This window comes from Streptomyces sp. NPDC058086 (assembly GCF_042885015.1).
Lineage (GTDB): Bacteria > Actinomycetota > Actinomycetes > Streptomycetales > Streptomycetaceae > Streptomyces.
Window position 1 is genome coordinate 80,803 of sequence record NZ_JBHVST010000035.1, and the last position, 15,622, is coordinate 96,424.

At 70.8% G+C, this 15,622-nt stretch carries 13 protein-coding genes; 8 read left to right on the forward strand and 5 right to left on the reverse strand.

Annotated elements, in window-relative coordinates:
• Positions 1 to 76: 76 nt before the first annotated feature.
• The 6 genes from ACFVWD_RS26380 (at position 77) to ACFVWD_RS26405 (ending at position 9,455) form a co-directional block, all read left to right on the forward strand.
• Complete coding sequence (locus ACFVWD_RS26380; protein WP_389599504.1) at positions 77 to 820, forward strand: (2Fe-2S)-binding protein; 744 nt, start codon at positions 77 to 79, stop codon at positions 818 to 820.
• Positions 821 to 901: 81 nt separating this feature from the next.
• Positions 902 to 2,053: a glycogen synthase gene (gene glgA / locus ACFVWD_RS26385; RefSeq protein ID WP_389599506.1), complete on the forward strand. Its 1,152-nt coding sequence runs from the start codon at positions 902 to 904 to the stop codon at positions 2,051 to 2,053.
• An 81-nt stretch (positions 2,054 to 2,134) separates the two neighbouring features.
• Entirely contained in the window at positions 2,135 to 3,355 is a 1,221-nt protein-coding gene (gene glgC, locus ACFVWD_RS26390) for a glucose-1-phosphate adenylyltransferase (protein WP_389599508.1), read from the forward strand.
• A 251-nt stretch (positions 3,356 to 3,606) separates the two neighbouring features.
• A complete protein-coding gene (locus tag ACFVWD_RS26395; protein ID WP_389599510.1) occupies positions 3,607 to 6,213 on the forward strand; it encodes a PA14 domain-containing protein in 2,607 nt (868 codons plus the stop codon).
• A 262-nt stretch (positions 6,214 to 6,475) separates the two neighbouring features.
• Positions 6,476 to 7,807, forward strand: coding sequence for a wax ester/triacylglycerol synthase family O-acyltransferase (locus tag ACFVWD_RS26400; RefSeq protein WP_389599512.1), 1,332 nt, complete (start codon positions 6,476 to 6,478; stop codon positions 7,805 to 7,807).
• 124 nt (positions 7,808 to 7,931) lie between these two features.
• Positions 7,932 to 9,455 carry an SDR family NAD(P)-dependent oxidoreductase gene (locus tag ACFVWD_RS26405; RefSeq protein ID WP_389599514.1) on the forward strand — a complete coding sequence of 508 codons (1,524 nt, stop codon included), beginning with the start codon at positions 7,932 to 7,934 and terminating at the stop codon, positions 9,453 to 9,455.
• An 8-nt stretch (positions 9,456 to 9,463) separates the two neighbouring features.
• On the opposite strand, the gene ACFVWD_RS26410 is transcribed toward ACFVWD_RS26405, so the two are convergent.
• From ACFVWD_RS26410 to ACFVWD_RS26425, 4 genes are all read right to left on the reverse strand, one after another.
• Positions 9,464 to 11,077 (reverse strand): serine hydrolase, encoded by a 1,614-nt coding sequence (locus ACFVWD_RS26410; protein ID WP_389599516.1) that lies wholly within the window; start codon positions 11,075 to 11,077, stop codon positions 9,464 to 9,466.
• A 118-nt stretch (positions 11,078 to 11,195) separates the two neighbouring features.
• On the reverse strand, positions 11,196 to 11,996 hold the full coding sequence (locus ACFVWD_RS26415; RefSeq protein ID WP_389599518.1) for an SDR family oxidoreductase: 801 nt from the start codon (positions 11,994 to 11,996) through the stop codon (positions 11,196 to 11,198).
• Between the two features lie 25 nt (positions 11,997 to 12,021).
• Positions 12,022 to 12,477, reverse strand: coding sequence for an HD domain-containing protein (locus ACFVWD_RS26420; RefSeq protein WP_168498482.1), 456 nt, complete (start codon positions 12,475 to 12,477; stop codon positions 12,022 to 12,024).
• Positions 12,478 to 12,582: 105 nt separating this feature from the next.
• On the reverse strand, positions 12,583 to 13,827 hold the full coding sequence (locus ACFVWD_RS26425; protein WP_389599520.1) for a permease: 1,245 nt from the start codon (positions 13,825 to 13,827) through the stop codon (positions 12,583 to 12,585).
• 567 nt (positions 13,828 to 14,394) lie between these two features.
• Here ACFVWD_RS26425 and ACFVWD_RS26430 point away from each other — a divergent pair.
• Both ACFVWD_RS26430 and ACFVWD_RS26435 read left to right on the forward strand, forming a co-directional pair.
• Positions 14,395 to 14,568 carry a hypothetical protein gene (locus ACFVWD_RS26430; RefSeq protein WP_165853954.1) on the forward strand — a complete coding sequence of 58 codons (174 nt, stop codon included), beginning with the start codon at positions 14,395 to 14,397 and terminating at the stop codon, positions 14,566 to 14,568.
• Positions 14,569 to 14,626: 58 nt separating this feature from the next.
• Entirely contained in the window at positions 14,627 to 15,109 is a 483-nt protein-coding gene (locus ACFVWD_RS26435; RefSeq protein WP_389599522.1) for a GNAT family N-acetyltransferase, read from the forward strand.
• A gap of 37 nt (positions 15,110 to 15,146) precedes the next feature.
• Here the strand turns inward: ACFVWD_RS26435 and ACFVWD_RS26440 are convergent.
• Positions 15,147 to 15,622, reverse strand: a 476-nt coding sequence (locus ACFVWD_RS26440) for an integrase core domain-containing protein (protein WP_389599524.1), incomplete at its 5' end; no start/stop codon positions are given.

Here is a 15,622-nt window from a genome sequence, read left to right on the forward strand (position 1 = left end):
TCCTCCCCTGGGTGGGCGACATGAGGGGGAGACCCTCCGGTGAGAACCCCTAGGGGGCTTGGTACTACTGCTGTTCGTGGAACTCGACCCGGAACTCGTGGCGCTCGGCTCGCTCGGCGGCTTCTTCGTACTACGCACCGGCGTACCGCCTCGTGCCCCGCTGCCGACGCTCGCACAGGCGTACGCGTCTCCCCGAGACGATGATCCCAGAGATGTCTGGTCGGATCCTCTGAATTTTCGCGTCCGGAAGGTCGCGGCGAGTCTGCGGGCGCCCGAGGACCGGATCGCGGTCTCGGTGGCGCAGCTGGGCCTCGCGGCCCGTCTGTGGTCGGTCTCGCTCGGCGTCGCCGCGCTGTACGGGCGGCTGCCGGACCTCGATCCGGGGCTGCTGCGGTGGGATCCGGACGGCAGTGCTCCGGACGACCTGTGGCTGTCCGAGGTACGCGCACTGCCGGTGGCGGCCATCGGAGAGGTCGTACGGGACGGCCACCTCGCCCCGCTGGCGGCGGCTCTGCGCACCCGATACCGCATGTCGGAGGGCCTGTTGTGGGGGAACGCGGGCTCGGCGCTCGCGGGTGCCTGGCGCCAGCTGCACCGCTGGGCCGAGGCCAACGGCCGTACGGACGTGGCCGATCGGGCCCGCGCCCTCGCCGCCGACCTGTTCACGCATCCCGACCTGTCCGCGACCGTCGACTCCCGTACCCTCCGCCGCCGCAGCTGCTGCCTCTACTACCGGATCCCCGGCGGCGGCCTCTGCGGCGACTGCTGCTTCGACCGCCCGCCGGGCCGGACGAGGGGCGGGGCTCCGGGCCGCCGCTGAGATTCGCGGTCTTCCCCAAGCGTCCCTTCTGGGTGACCATGAAGGGCACCAGCCGGTATCCGGTACGACGGGGGGCTCTGCGTGCGAGTGGGACTGCTGACCCGGGAGTACCCGCCGGACGTGTACGGCGGCGCGGGCGTCCATGTCGAGTTCCTCGCCCGGGAGTTGCGGACCCTCACGGACCTGGATGTGCACTGCTGGGGCGAGGGCGCCGCGGGCGGTGTCGTGCGCCACCGGTCGTGGTCCTCGCTCGACGGCGCCAACGACGCGCTGCGCACCTTCTCCGTGGACCTCGCCATGGCCGCCGCCCTCGAAGGCCGTGAACTCGTCCACTCGCACACCTGGTACGCCAACCTCGCCGGTCATTTCGGCAAGCTCCTGTACGACATCCCGCACATCATGACCGCCCACTCCCTGGAGCCGTCGCGCCCCTGGAAGGCCGAGCAGCTCGGCGGTGGCTACGCCCTGTCCAGCTGGGCCGAGCGCACCGCCATCGAGGCAGCCGACGCCGTCATCGCCGTCTCCGGCGCCATGCGCGAGGACATTCTCACCTGCTACCCCGCCCTGGACCCGGCGACGGTGCGCGTCGTGCACAACGGCATCGACACCACCCTCTACCGGCCGGACCACGGCACGGACGTCCTGGAGCGCATCGGCATCGACACCGCGCGCCCCTATGTCCTGTTCGTCGGCCGCATCACCCGCCAGAAGGGCGTACCCCACCTGCTGCGCGCGGTACGCGGCATCGATCCGGCCGTGCAGGTGGTGCTGTGCGCGGGCGCCCCCGACACTCCCGAGATCGACCGGGAGTTCCGTGATCTCTTCCAGGAGTTGAGTGCCGTACGCCAGGGGCTGCACTGGATCCCGCAGATGCTGCCCCGCCCGGACGTCGTCCAACTCCTCACGCACGCCGCCGTCTTTGTCTGCCCCTCGGTGTACGAGCCGCTCGGCATCGTCAACCTGGAGGCGATGGCCTGCGGCACGGCCGTGGTGGCATCCCGGGTCGGTGGGATACCCGAGGTGGTCGAGGACGGCGTGACGGGTGTCCTGGTGCCGGTCGAGGAGGACTTCGAGGCGGGTCTGGCGCTCGCCCTCGACTCCGTGCTCGCCGACCCCCGGGCCGCCCGGCGGATGGGCGAGGCCGGACGGGAGCGCGCGGTGCGGGAGTTCGGATGGGACGCGGTGGCCCGGCGGACCGTCCAGCTTTACGAGGAAGTCCTCAAACCGGGGTAACCATCGGACAGGTGTAGTTCAAGCGACGGGGCCGGCCCGGCACAGCGGGCGCGGCTCGACCGGGCTTAGAGGGGCGGCGGCATGCGGCGCGGTGGACCTTCGGTGCTGGGAATCGTACTTGCGGGTGGAGAGGGCAAACGGCTCATGCCCCTCACCGCGGACCGCGCGAAACCCGCGGTCACCTTCGGCGGGACGTACCGCCTGGTGGACTTCGTACTCTCCAATCTCGTCAACGCCGACATCCTGCGCATCTGCGTCCTGACGCAGTACAAGTCGCACTCCCTGGACCGTCATGTGACCACGACCTGGCGGATGTCGAGCCTGCTCGGCAACTACGTCACACCGGTCCCGGCCCAGCAGCGGCTCGGCCCGCGCTGGTACCTGGGCAGCGCGGACGCGATCCTGCAGTCCCTCAACCTCGTGCACGACGAACGGCCCGACTACATCGCGGTGTTCGGCGCCGACCACGTCTACCGCATGGACCCGCGGCAGATGCTCGCCCAGCACATCGAGGGCGGCGCGGGTGTGACCGTCGCCGGGATACGGGTGCCGCGCGCCGAGTCGTCCTCCTTCGGGGTCATCAGCCCCGGCTCCGACGGGCAGACCGTGGACGGCTTCCTGGAGAAGCCCGCCGATCCGCCGGGCCTGCCCGACGACCCCGAGTGCGTCTTCGCCTCGATGGGCAACTACATCTTCACCACCAAGGCCTTGGTGGAGGCGCTCCAGCGGGACGCCGAGGACGTGCACTCGGTGCACGACATGGGCGGATCGATTCTGCCGATGCTCACCGACCGCGGCGAGGCGCAGCTCTACGACTTCAGCGACAACCACGTGCCCGGCGAGACCACCCGCGACCAGGGCTACTGGCGTGACGTGGGCACCCTCGACGCCTACTACGACGCCCACATGGACCTGATCGCCGAACGCCCCGCCTTCAACCTCTACAACCGCAGCTGGCCCATCTACACCAGTTCCGGACAGCTCTCCCCGGCACGATTCAACGCCGGCGGCATCGCGAGCGAGTCGATCGTCAGCGCGGGCTCTCTGATCCGGGGGCAGGTCACGCGGTCCGTGCTCTCGCCGGGTGTCGTGGTCGACCCGGGAGCCGTCGTCCAGGGCTCGATCCTGCACGACAACGTCCACATAGGGCGGGGTGCGGTGGTGCGCGGCGCGGTCCTCGACAAGAACGTCGAGGTGCCGCCGGGCGCGACGATCGGCGTCAACCCCGAGCGGGACGCGGATCTCTACACGGTCTCCAAGGGCGGGGTGATCGCGCTGGGGAAGGGCCGGATCGTGCCCTAGGTCCTGTCCGGCGGTGACCGACGACGGCCCCGGTGCGTCCGCACCCACCGGGGCCGTCGTCATGTCCCTGGACAGAAAGTGGAACCCCGTGTTGTCATGCCAACTGCCGTTGGTGACAACGTTGTTCCGTCTGAGCAAGAGCCGTACCACCCGCCCCACGCCCATCCCTGGCCCGCCCCACGCCCATCCCTGGCCCGTCCGGCAACCGTCCTCACCACCGTCCCCCCACCCGTCCTCAAAGAGGAGGATCCGTGCGTTTCGGACGACTCAGAGACCGACTCGCGTTACTGCTCGCCGCGGCCCTCGGTGCCGCGGGACTCGCCTCCGTGCCCGCCGCGGCCGACGATCCCGTCGCGGTCCACGGACTGAAGGGCGACTACTACACCCAGTCCGCCCCCGGCGCCTTCGACTTCCATGAACTCAAGGCCACCGGCTTCGACCCGCAACTCGACTTCGACGACCTGGAACCCCGGCTGCGCTTGGCCACGGGCCAGGACAACGATGTCAGCGTCCGCTGGACCGGCAAACTCGTACCGGAGAAGAGCGGACCCACCACCTTCTCGATCATCGGCGACAACGGTTTCCGTCTCTGGATCGACGGCAGGCCCGTCATCGACCACTGGGTGGACGACTGGGACCGCGAACAGACCTCCGAGCCCATCGAGCTGACGGCGGGCCACACCTATGACTTCAAACTCGAGTACTTCGAGCACTACGGCGGCTCCAACCTCCATCTGCGCTGGACCGAACCGGGAGGCGGCAAGGTGGCGATCCCGCAGTCGGCGTTCCTGCTGCCCGACGGCTACGACTACGACGGCGCCCTCGCGACCGTCGTCCAGCCGGACGGCCGCACCCTCAAACTCGACTTCGCAACGGAACTGTCTGCGCCCCCGGCCGCCGTCGTCGACCACCTCCAGGCCGTGATCGGCGGCGCCAAGTGGCCGTTGCGAGCAGCCGAGTTGGACCCCGCCGACCCCAGATCTCTCCTCGTCACGCTCAAGGAACCCGTCGTCGGCGACAAGACCGGCACTGCACGCGGCACCGCCGACCTGCGCTACGACGGCACGGGCGGCCTCGTCGCCGCCGGGGACGGCAAGGCGATCGGCGCCTTCTGGAGCAGCGGCCCCAACCGCTCCACGTACGAACTGCGCACGAAGTGGGCCGACGAGGTCGGGCCGGACAACGCCCTGCCGGAATACCCCCGCCCCCAGCTCACGCGTGACGCCTGGCGCAACCTCAACGGGCGCTGGCAGTTCGCCGCCGCCATCGCGGGGGAGCAGCCCCCGGTCGGGAGGACGCTCGGCGAGCACATCCTCGTCCCGTACCCCGCGGAGTCCCAGCTGTCCGGCGTCGAACGCCACGAGGACCGCATGTGGTACCGCCGCACCTTCACCGTCCCGGCCGACTGGCACATCGGCTCGGGCAAGCGGCTCCTGCTCAACTTCGGTGCCGTCGACTGGCAGTCCGAGGTGTACGTCAACGGGGTCAAGGTCGCCGAACACCGGGGCGGCTACGACAAGTTCGGCGCCGACGTCACCGACGCGCTGAAGCCCGGCCGCACCCAGGAACTGATCGTCGGCGTGTACGACCCGACCGACGCCGCGTCCGGCGAGAACCCGCCGCTCGGCAAGCAGCGCCTCGACCCCAGCGGGATCTGGTACACCCCGACCTCCGGCATCTGGCAGACGGTGTGGATGGAGCCGGTCGCCCCGGACCACGTCGACTCGCTCAAGCTCACTCCGGACGTCGACGGCGGCCGGCTCACCGTGGAACCGAAGGGCGTGCGCGACGGGCTGCCGGTCACGGCGACGGCGTACGAGGGAGGGCGGAAGGTCGCCACCGTCACCGGCCGCACCGGACAGCCGCTGACCCTGAAGATCGCCCACCCGCGCCTCTGGTCTCCGGACGACCCCTTCCTCTACGACCTCAGGGTGAGCGTTGGGCGTGACCGCGTCGGCAGCTATTTCGGGATGCGCTCGATCTCCGTCGAGAAGGTCGACGGCACCCCGCGCACCGTCCTCAACGGCAAGCCCGTCTTCATGATGGCCACGCTCGACCAGGGGTTCTGGCCCGACGGCCTGTACACCGCGCCGACGGACGAGGCCCTCGCGTACGACCTGCGCATGCACAAGGAGATGGGCTTCAACGCGGTGCGCAAGCACATCAAGGTGGAGCCCGACCGCTGGTTCTACTGGGCGGACCGGCTCGGCCTGCTGGTCTGGCAGGACATGCCCGCCATGACCGCCGGGGTGAACCCGAGCGCGGCGGCCCGCGCCGAGTACGAGCGCGAGATGAAACTGATGATCGACCAGCACATCAGCAGTCCGTCGGTCGTGATGTGGGTGACCTTCAACGAGGGCTGGGGCCAGTACGACGAGGGCCGCATCGCCGACCAGGCCAAGGCCTGGGATCCGACCCGGCTCGTCAACGGCATGTCGGGGCTGAACCTGGGGGCCGACGGCGGCACCGGCGACATCATGGACGAACACGGCTACCCGAGCCCCGCGCTGCCACCGGCCCCCGACGGCAGACGCGCGCTCGTCAGCGGCGAGTACGGGGGCCTGGGGCTCGCCGTACCCGGGCACGCCTGGTCGGTCCAGCAGTCGTACGTGGACGTTGACCCGTCGACGTACACCGACGACTACCTCGCCCGCCTCGCCGAGGTGCGGGCGCTCGCATGCCGGGGGAGCAACGGCGCCGTCTACACCCAGATCTCGGACGTGGAGGGCGAGCTGAACGGGCTCCTCACCTATGACCGCAGGGTCGTGAAGCCGGACGTGGGGAGGTTGAGGGCGGCGCACGAGGCGCTGATCGCCGACGCGTCCCGGGCGACCCCCACGGGCTGCCCGGCAACCTGACGCTTCCGGTCCTTCGAGGGCCTTCGCGGTCCTTCGAGCGACCCGGCGCTTCCGGTTGCTTCGCGCGGCCGCGCGTCGGCGCGCGTGCCGCGGTCGGGACGCCTATTCTGATCCGACCTCACGTGCCCCTTGTGTCCCGCCCCTTTCGCGGGGGCGGGACTTAATCTGCTGTTAACTGAGCGTAGCCTGATCATACTTGACCGTAATCGCCTGTCGGGGTTTGACTGCTTGCTCACCCTGTCGTCGACGCGAGAGCAAGCCTTTGACTCCTGATCTCCTCGCACCACTCGACCTGGCGTTCTGGAACATCGAGTCCGCCCAGCACCCGATGCACCTCGGCGCCCTCGGTGTCTTCTCCGCGCACTCGCCGACCGCGGGCGCGCACGCCGCCGAACTGCTCGCGGTCCGCGCGGCCGGGGTGCCCGGGCTGCGCATGCGGATCCGCGACGTCTGGCAGCCCCTCGCCTTCCCGCCCAACTTCGGGAGCGCGGCCCGGGAACCCTCGCCCGACTTCGAACCCCTCGACCACGTCCGGCTGCACGCGCCGACCGCGGACTTCCCCGCCGCCGCGGGCCGGCTCATGGAACGCCCGCTCCTGCGCGGCCGGCCCCCGTGGGAGGCGCACGTCCTGCCCGGTGAGGACGGCACCTCGTTCGCCGTGTTCTTCAAGTTCCACCACGCGCTGGCCGACGGCCTGCGGGCGCTGATGCTCGCCGCCGCCCTCATGGACCCGCTGGACCTGCCCGAGCCCCGCCCGCGCCCCGCGGAGCCGCCCCGCGGACTCCTCCCTGACGTCCGCAAACTGCCCGACCTGGTCCGCGGAACCCTCTCCGACCTGGGCCGCGCCCTCGACATCGGCAGCTCCGTCGCCCGTGCCACCCTCGGCGCCCGTTCCTCGCCCGCGCTCACCTCGCAGCCCACCGGAACCCGCCGGATCGCGGGCGTGGTCCTCGACCTGGACGATGTGCACCGCATCCGCAAGAGCGTCGGTGGCACCGTCAACGACGTCCTGATCGCCGTCGTCGCGGGCGCCCTGCGCAACTGGCTCGACGAACGCGGTGACGGCAGCGAGGGAGTCGTGCCCCGCGCCCTGATCCCCGTCTCCAGGCGCCGCCCGCGCACCGCGCACCCTCAGGGCAACCGGCTCTCCGGTTACCTGATACGGCTTCCCGTCGACGACCCGGACCCGCTCGGCCGGCTCCGTTCGGTGCGTATGGCGATGGACGCCAACAAGGACGCGGGACCCAACCGGGGAGCGGGCGCCGTCGCACTGCTCGCCGACCATGTGCCGCCGATCGGCCACCGCCTCGGCGGTCCCGTCGTCGGCCAGGCGGCCCGGCTGCTCTTCGACATCCTGGTCACCAGCGTGCCGCTGCCCAGCCTCGGCCTGAAACTCGGCGGCTGCCCGCTCACCGAGGTCTATCCGCTCGCCCCGCTGGCCCGCGGCCAAGCGCTGGCGGTGGCCGTGTCGACGTACCGCGGACGGGTCCACTACGGGCTCGTCGCCGACGCACAGGCCGTGCCGGACCTGAACCGGCTGGCCCGCGCGCTGTCCGAGGAGGTGGAGACGCTGATCATCGCCTGCGGCTCCTGAGACGGCCCGCGGGGACCGGTGATCATCTCGGGTTTGGCGCCTTGCCCTCTTGCTCCGTAAAATTCCGCCTTCGAAAGCGAGCGCGGTTCGAGCGCGGCGCGAGACCCGAGGAACGGCACACGCGATGACGGTGACAGAGGACGGCCAGGCGGCTCTCGCCGTGGACACGGCTGAGGACGACCGGACGGCTTCCGCCGTGGACGGGGAGGCGGTCTCCTACGGGCCGGGCATCGACCCGGAGCGGCTGGCCGTCTGCCTCGGCGTGCTCGACGAGCTCGACAAGATCGAGGTCGACCACCCGGACGCCATCGCCGTGCGCCGCGCCACCGCGGGCGTCTACCGCACGGTCAAGCAGCGCCGTCGCCAGGAGCGCAGGGCGGCCAAGACCGCCCACGACAAGGCCGTCACCGAGTCCACCGCGACCGGCTCCGCCCAGCGCATCGACGACGAGACGGAGGGCATCCTGCCCTCGTCCGTCACCGACGCCGGCGAGATCGCGGGGATACTCCAGCGCCCGCGCTCCTGCTACATCTGCAAGAAGCGGTACGTCGAGGTCGACTACTTCTACCACCAGCTCTGCCAGGACTGCGCCGCCGAGAACCGCGCCCGCCGCGACGCCCGCGCCGACCTCACCGGCAAGCGCGCGCTGCTCACCGGCGGCCGCGCCAAGATCGGCATGTACATCGCGCTGCGGCTGCTGCGTGACGGCGCGCACACCACCATCACCACGCGCTTCCCGAACGACGCGATCCGCCGCTTCAAGGCCATGCCCGACAGCGACGAGTGGATCGGCCGTCTGAAGATCGTCGGCATCGACCTGCGCGACCCGGCGCAGGTCGTGGCCCTGGCCGAGTCGGTCGCCGCCGAGGGCCCGCTCGACATCCTGATCAACAACGCGGCCCAGACCGTACGCCGTTCCCCGGGGGCCTACAGCGAGCTGCTCGCCGCCGAGTCCGGCCCGCTGCCCGCCGGTGAGCTGCCGCCCGCCGAGGTCATCGGCACCTTCGGCTCCGGCGCGGTGGCCGCGCTCCCGGTCGCCGGCGGTGGCGCGCTGACCGCGCAGGACGTCACCGACCTGGCCCTGGTGTCCGGCTCGGCCTCCCTGGAGCGGATCGCGGCCGGTACGGCCATCGACGCGGGCGGGCTCGTGCCCGACCTGCACGACACCAACAGCTGGATCCAGTCGGTCGAGGAGGTCACGCCGGTCGAGCTGCTGGAGGTCCAGCTCTGCAACTCGACGGCCCCCTTCATCCTGATCAGCCGGCTGCGCACGGCGATGGCGGCCTCCGGGGCCGACCGCACCTACATCGTGAACGTCTCCGCCATGGAGGGCGTCTTCAACCGCGGCTACAAGGGCGCGGGCCACCCGCACACCAACATGGCCAAGGCCGCCCTGAACATGCTCACGCGCACCAGCGCCCAGGAGATGTTCGAGAAGGACCGCATCCTGATGACCGCCGTCGACACCGGCTGGATCACCGACGAGCGCCCGCACCCCGACAAGATGCGTCTCGCCGACGCGGGCTTCCACGCCCCGCTCGACCTGATCGACGGCGCGGCCCGGGTGTACGACCCGATCGTGCGCGGCGAGCAGGGCGAGGACCTGTACGGCGTCTTCATGAAGGACTACGCGCCCGGCAAGTGGTGACCCCACCGTCATCCGCGGGTGAAGGTGCCCAGGCCGTCGTGGTCCCAGGCCTCGACGGTCACCCGCGACGCCTTCGAGCCGCCGGACCCCGGTGAACCCGAACCGACCTTGAACGTCACCCCCGAGAGCCCGGTCGCGTTCTCGCCGACGGTCCGGAAACTGAACCTGTCGCCGTCGTAGTGGGTGAGCCGGAACTTCGTGTGTTTCGGGCCCAGGCTCATGCCGAGTTCGCCGTTCGCGGCCGTGACGGTGAGCGGACCGTAGTAGGCGTTGCCGTACGTGCCCGTGTACGTGTCGAGGGCGCGGGCCGGGGACGCGTTCCGCGGGGGGCTGCCGTAGTCGGTGGGGGAGCGGCCCTGCTGCTCCTGCTGCCGGTAGACCCGGTCGATCAGGGGCAGCCAGTCCGTGGTGGGCTTCCCGTACTGGGCGGTGTCGAAGAAGTCCTGCGCGACCGAGTCGGCGAGGCCCACCGGCGCCGCGTTGGTCAGGACGGTGATGCCGAGCTGCTCGCCGGGCAGCATCGTCACATTGGTGTTGGCGCCGAGTTCGAAGGCGCCGGAGTGGCCGAGGCGCAGTCGGCCCTGGTCGTCGTATCCGACGTTCCAGCCGAGGCCGTAGAAGCCCGCGCGGCCCGCCGGGGCCTGCGGGGGCTGGGCGACGATCTCGGGCAGGTGCGTGCGCTCCAGCGGTGCGGCGGGGATGATCTGCCTGCCGTCCAGCTTCCCGTTCGCCAGTTGCAGCCGCATCCAGGTGGCCATGTCACGGGCCGTGGAGCTCGCGCCGCCCGCGGGCGACTGGGCGTCGGCGTCCCGGACGTACTTCGCCTGCCAGCCGCCGTCCGCGTTCTTCACATGGGTGACGGCCTTGTCCTTGGCCCGGTCGTAGTCGGAGAAGCGGGAGCTGGTGTTCTTCATGCCGGCGGGGCCGTACAGCGTGTCCTGGGAGAGCTTGTCCCAGGTCGTGTGCTTCGCGTTCGCGACCGCCTGACCCGCGGCGGTGACCCCGTAGTTGGTGTAGGCGTAGCTGGCGCGGAACGGGCTGAGCGGCTCGTATTTCAGGTGGTCCAGGATGTACGCCCGGTCGTAGCCGAGGTCTTCGAGGAGGTCACCGGAGTGGTCGGGCAGGCCGCTGCGGTGGGAGAAGAGGTCGGCGTACGTGACATGCGCCGTGACCCAGGGGTCCTTGAGCGAGAAGCCGGGCAGATGCGCGGTGACGGGGTCGTCCCAGGCGAGCGTCCTGCCGCCGACGACCCCCGCGACGACGGTCGAGGCCAGCGGCTTGGACAGCGACGCGAGCTGGAAGACGGTGTCCGGGTCGACGCCCCCGGACCGTCCCGCCCGACGCTCGCCGAAGCCTTTCAGATAGACCACGCGGTCCTTGTGGACGACGGCCACGGCGACGCCGGGAACGCCGGTCTTCTTCATGGCGTCCCGCACGATGCCGTCGAGCTTGCCGACGGCATCGTCCACCTTGGCCTGGGTGAGCCGCTGCGGCGGCTGGGGTGGCGGGGCGGCCGCGACGGCGGAGCCGGAGGCGGTGCACCCCGCGCTGAGCAGGGACGCCGCGGCGACCGCGATCAGCGCCGTGCTTCGGTGGTCTCCCGCCCGTCGCCGCACACTCATGGTCACCATTGAACGCGCGCTGTGAGGCGTTGTCCTGCGGAGTCGGGCGGGGGCCGTACGGAGTCCTGCGGGTGGCGGGCGGGAGCCGGGCCTGAGCCGGTGGGAGCCGGCGTGGCCCCTATGCGTCGGGCGCGCGGGTCCGCAGGCGTTCGTGGACGGGGTGGGCCGGGGAGTGTGCGAAGCGGACCCGGGTCCCTCCGTCGACGAGCAGATCGGCGCCCGTGATCCACCCGGCCGCGTCCGAGGCCAGCCAGACCACCGCCCGCGCGATGTCCTCGGGCCGGCCGATCCGGCCCAGCGGGAGCCCCGCGCCGAGCTCGTCCTCGGCGTTCTCCCAGACGAACCGGGCCATCTCGGTGCGGACGAGCCCCGGGGAGACGGAGTTCACCCGCACCTTCGGGGCGAGTTCGCCGGCGAGCTGCTGGGTGAGGTGCAGGAGGGCCGCCTTGCTGGTGCCGTACGCCCCCACGTTCGGCCCCACATGCCCGGCGCCCTCCGTGCACACGTTCACGACGGCGCCGCCGTGCTCGCTCATCCAGGCCGTCCAGGCACACTGCACCAACCGCAGCGGGGCCTCGACATTGACCGTGAACGCCTCGCGCCAGTGGTCCGGATCGGCGTCCATGAGCGGGCCGTACGGCTGGTTGGTCGCGGCGTTGTTCACCACGACGTCGATGCGCCCGAACTCCCGCAGCGCCAGCTCGGTCAGCTCCCGCAGATGCGCCGGATCGGCCACCGAGCCCGCGAGCCCGACGCCGCCGAGCCGTTCGGCGGCCCGGCCCACCGCGTCCGGGTCCCGGGCCGTCACACACACCCGCGCCCCCGCCCGGGAGAGCTCCTCGGCGACGGCGAGACCGATCCCGCGCGAGGCCCCGGTGACGATGGCACTCCTGCCCTCAAGCCCGTACGGCGTCGTCATCCGCGTACCGTCTCATGACGGACCGTCAGTCGACAGCCCCGAGCCGCGAGTGCTGCGCCGCCACCAGCTCCAGCACCGTGCGCCAGTCCTCCAGGACCCCGGCGTCGAGACCGGCGACCCTGCCCGACTCGTCCGCGTGGCGCAGGCTCAGCACGTCGTCGGTGTCCGTGTCGTCGGCCCATCCGCCGGTGTGCAGGCGGACGAGCCGGGAGACCCGCCCACCGAGCAGCGGCCGGACCAGGTCCGCCGCCAGGTCGGCGTGTCCGGCCGTGTCGCCGGGCCGCAGCAGGTGCCCTACGGCGTGGACCAGGCCCGCCACCTGGAGTTCCTTGTCCGCGGGACGACTTCGGCGCAGGAGCGCGGCGGTCTGCAGGGCGTGGTCGTGCAGATCGACTCGGCCGCCACAGCGGCCCGGGGTGTCCCGGGCGCCCCGGCAGGCGTGCAGCAGATCCATCAGCTCCTCGACGCTGCGCAGCTCCATGCGTCAGTCCTCCCGAGTCCTCCCGCGGGGAAAGCCGTTTCCGGGCGCCAGCAGATCATGGCTGCCTTGCGAATCGGCCAACGGGACCTGAACTGCGCGCCGTGTTCAGTGGTGCCCGTGGCCTTCGGCCCCCGGAGTCCCGTGCCCGTGGCCTTCCGGGGCAGGTGCGCCGTGGTGGTGGCCTTCCGCCCCGGCGGTCCCGTGCCCGTGGCTCTCCGGCTCCGGTGCCCCGCCCATCATCCGCAGCATCTCCCGGCCGCCCGTGCGCAGGAACCGCCACACCAGGGCCGCCGCCAGCAGCAGGAAGGCGATGTTGAGCCAGGTCGTGTAGTTCCAGGAGACGCCCTCCATGGGGATCTCCGCGTCGGCCTGGTCGGGGATGAGCCCGAGGCCGCCGAAGAGGAACTCCACGACGTATCCGGCGAGCACCATGGCGGCGTAGAAGGTGACCAGGAGGAAGCCCGTCATCCGCAGCCCGTAGTACTTCCGGTAGATGTTCAGGATCGGCAGGATCAGCAGGTCGGCGAAGATGAACGCGACCACACCGCCGAAGCTGATCCCGCCCTTCCACAGCACGACGGCCAGCGGCACGTTTCCGATCGAACAGACGAACGAGGCGATCGCCACGAGCGGGCCGACCAGGGGGCCGATCAGCTTCGCGGCGAGTGGATGGCCGTCGAGGAAAAGGGACTGCCAGAACGCGTCGGGCACCCAGGCCGCGATCGCGCCCGCGATCAGCAGGCCGATCACCAGATCGCGCAGGATCGCCGCCCACTCCATGACGAACACGTGTGCGACGGAGGTGTAGCCGTCGCGCGAGAGCAGCCGCCGTACGAACGAGCCCTCCGTCTGGATTGACATGTCCATCGCGGCATGCCCTTCCATCGACCCGGCGAGCCCGCGCTCCGCCTGCTCCCGGGCCTCGCGCAGCAGCCGTTCGCGCAGAAAGATCCGGAAGAGCACGGCCAGCACCACGATCATGATCGGGCCGCCGACGAATTCGGCGACCGTGAACTGCCAGCCCATCAACAGGGCCAGGATCACGCCGAGTTCGACGACCAGATTGGTGGAGGCGATCTCGAACGCCATCGCCGCGGTGAAGTTCGCGCCCTTGCGGAACAGCGAGCGGGCGAGCGCGACGGCCGCGTACGAGCAGGACGAGGACGCCGCACCGAGCCCCGCGGCCAGCGTGAGGGTCCGTGGCCGGTCGTCACCGAGGAGCCGCACGATCGTCGCGCGGCGCACCACGGCCTGGACGACGGCGGAGAGGCCGAACCCCAGGATCAGCGCCCAGGTGATCTCCCAGGTCATCGACCCGGTGATGGACAGTGCGTGCAGGATCGCGTGCATCGGCCTCACTCTTTCCCGTCCGGCTTCCCCGATTCACGCGGGACTATACCCCCTAGGGGTATTGGATGCCGTGCGGTGACCGAGCGGGTCCCGCCGGTTCAAGGTTCCGCAAAGACTTCGGAGGGCCGCCCCAAGGGGAGGGCCGGGCTCCGCGGGTCGGCCCATCGCCCCTGTCCGGGCGCAGGGTTGAGTCTTCCAGCCCTGGTCGCGGGGGGTCTTGGGCTACGCCGAACGGGTGGTGCGCGAGAGGGGATACATCATCAAATAGGCCCAGATCGGGGTCCGGTGGACGCTGATCGACGCAAGACGGTTACCTCGTGTTTTCAGCCCCATCGAGCGGGGGCCCGCTCATTTGGTTACCCTGTATCGGACGGACAGCCTGAAGGGTTCCACCCACACCCAAGGTCCGTCCCGGGACAGCCGGTCACCACGGCCTGCTCTCGCACGAGTTACCGGCGCCACCGCGTCCTTAACTGCCTTCGACTCAGACCCGAGGGGATGTCAGGCGACCGGAAGCAGACTGGCCCTGTACGTCCCGAGGGTGACCCGACACATAAGGAGTGCGCGGTGACACCGGAGAAGACGAATCGCGATCAGCGCCCCAAGGAACGCACGGAGCGCGGAGGCCGGCCCGAGAAGAAGCTCGGCAGCCTCGACGTGTGGGCCAGGTCCGCCCCGATCCGCCTCGCGGGGTACGAGGACGACCTCGCCGAGCCCCACATCCTGCCCAGCGTGGACTGACCGCCCCCTCGGGACTGATCGCGATCGTCGATGGCATGGGCGTGCCAGACTCACGCCCATGCTGATCAGAGAAGCCGCGGCCGACGACTGGCCGCGGATCTGGCCTTTCTGGCACCGGATCGTCGCTGCGGGTGAGACCTACACCTGGGACCCGGGCACCTCCGAGGAGGCGGCCCGGGCTCTGTGGATGGCACCGGGCAAGCGTGTGTACGTCGCCGAGGACGCCACCGGAGCGGTCGTCGGCTCGGCCTACGTCACCGCCAACTACGGCGGCCCCGCGGCCCGCGTCGCCAATGCCGGATTCATGGTCGACCCCGACCATGCCGGGCTCGGCGTCGGGCGCACGCTCGCCGAGCACATCCTCGCCGCGGCGAAGGCCGACGGCTACCGGGGCATGGTCTTCAACGCCGTCGTGGAGACCAATCCCGCCGTCAAGCTGTGGACCGCGCTCGGCTTCACGATCCTCGGCACCGTGCCGGACGCCTATGAGCATCCCCGGCACGGGCGGGTGGGACTGCACATCATGTACAAGCCGCTGTGAAGCCCCCACGCCCCAGGCCTGATCCAAACGGCAGGCCCTAGGTGTATTGACCCGCAGCGTTGTTCACGCGGCTGATGGGTGGTTGGCCGCCGAGCGCGGTGTGGCAGCGGTGGTGGTTGTAGGTGTGGAGGAAGTCTTTCAGGGCTGCGGTGCGCTCGTCGTTTGAGGTGTAGGGCCGCAGATAGGCCCATTCGTCGAGCAGGGTGCGGTTGAAGCGTTCGACCTTGCCGTTGGTCTGTGGCCGGTAGGCGCGGGTGAGCTTGCCGGTCGCGTCCAGGTCGGCGAGCGCCTGCTGCCAGGCGAAGCTTTTCCTGTAGGGCCAGGCGTTGTCGGTCAGGATCCGCTCGATGCGGTCGATGCCCGCGGCGTGGAAGAAGGCCGCGGCGCGGCGCAGGAAGCCGGCGCAGGTGGCGGCCTTCTCGTCCGCGTGGACTTCGCTGTAGGCGAGGCGGCTGTGGTCGTCGACGGCGGAGTGGACGTAGTCGAAGCCCATCTTGCTGCGGGTGGCCCGGC

What these genes read in the sequence shown, in the direction of transcription:
- glgC (WP_389599508.1), top strand. Translation starts at nt 2,135, where the DNA reads ATGCGGCGCGGTGGACCTTCGGTGCTGGGAATCGTACTTGCGGGTGGA.
- ACFVWD_RS26405 (WP_389599514.1), top strand. Translation starts at nt 7,932, where the DNA reads ATGACGGTGACAGAGGACGGCCAGGCGGCTCTCGCCGTGGACACGGCT.
- ACFVWD_RS26410 (WP_389599516.1), bottom strand. Translation starts at nt 11,077, where the DNA reads ATGAGTGTGCGGCGACGGGCGGGAGACCACCGAAGCACGGCGCTGATC.
- ACFVWD_RS26415 (WP_389599518.1), bottom strand. Translation starts at nt 11,996, where the DNA reads ATGACGACGCCGTACGGGCTTGAGGGCAGGAGTGCCATCGTCACCGGG.
- ACFVWD_RS26420 (WP_168498482.1), bottom strand. Translation starts at nt 12,477, where the DNA reads ATGGAGCTGCGCAGCGTCGAGGAGCTGATGGATCTGCTGCACGCCTGC.
- ACFVWD_RS26425 (WP_389599520.1), bottom strand. Translation starts at nt 13,827, where the DNA reads ATGCACGCGATCCTGCACGCACTGTCCATCACCGGGTCGATGACCTGG.
- ACFVWD_RS26435 (WP_389599522.1), top strand. Translation starts at nt 14,627, where the DNA reads ATGCTGATCAGAGAAGCCGCGGCCGACGACTGGCCGCGGATCTGGCCT.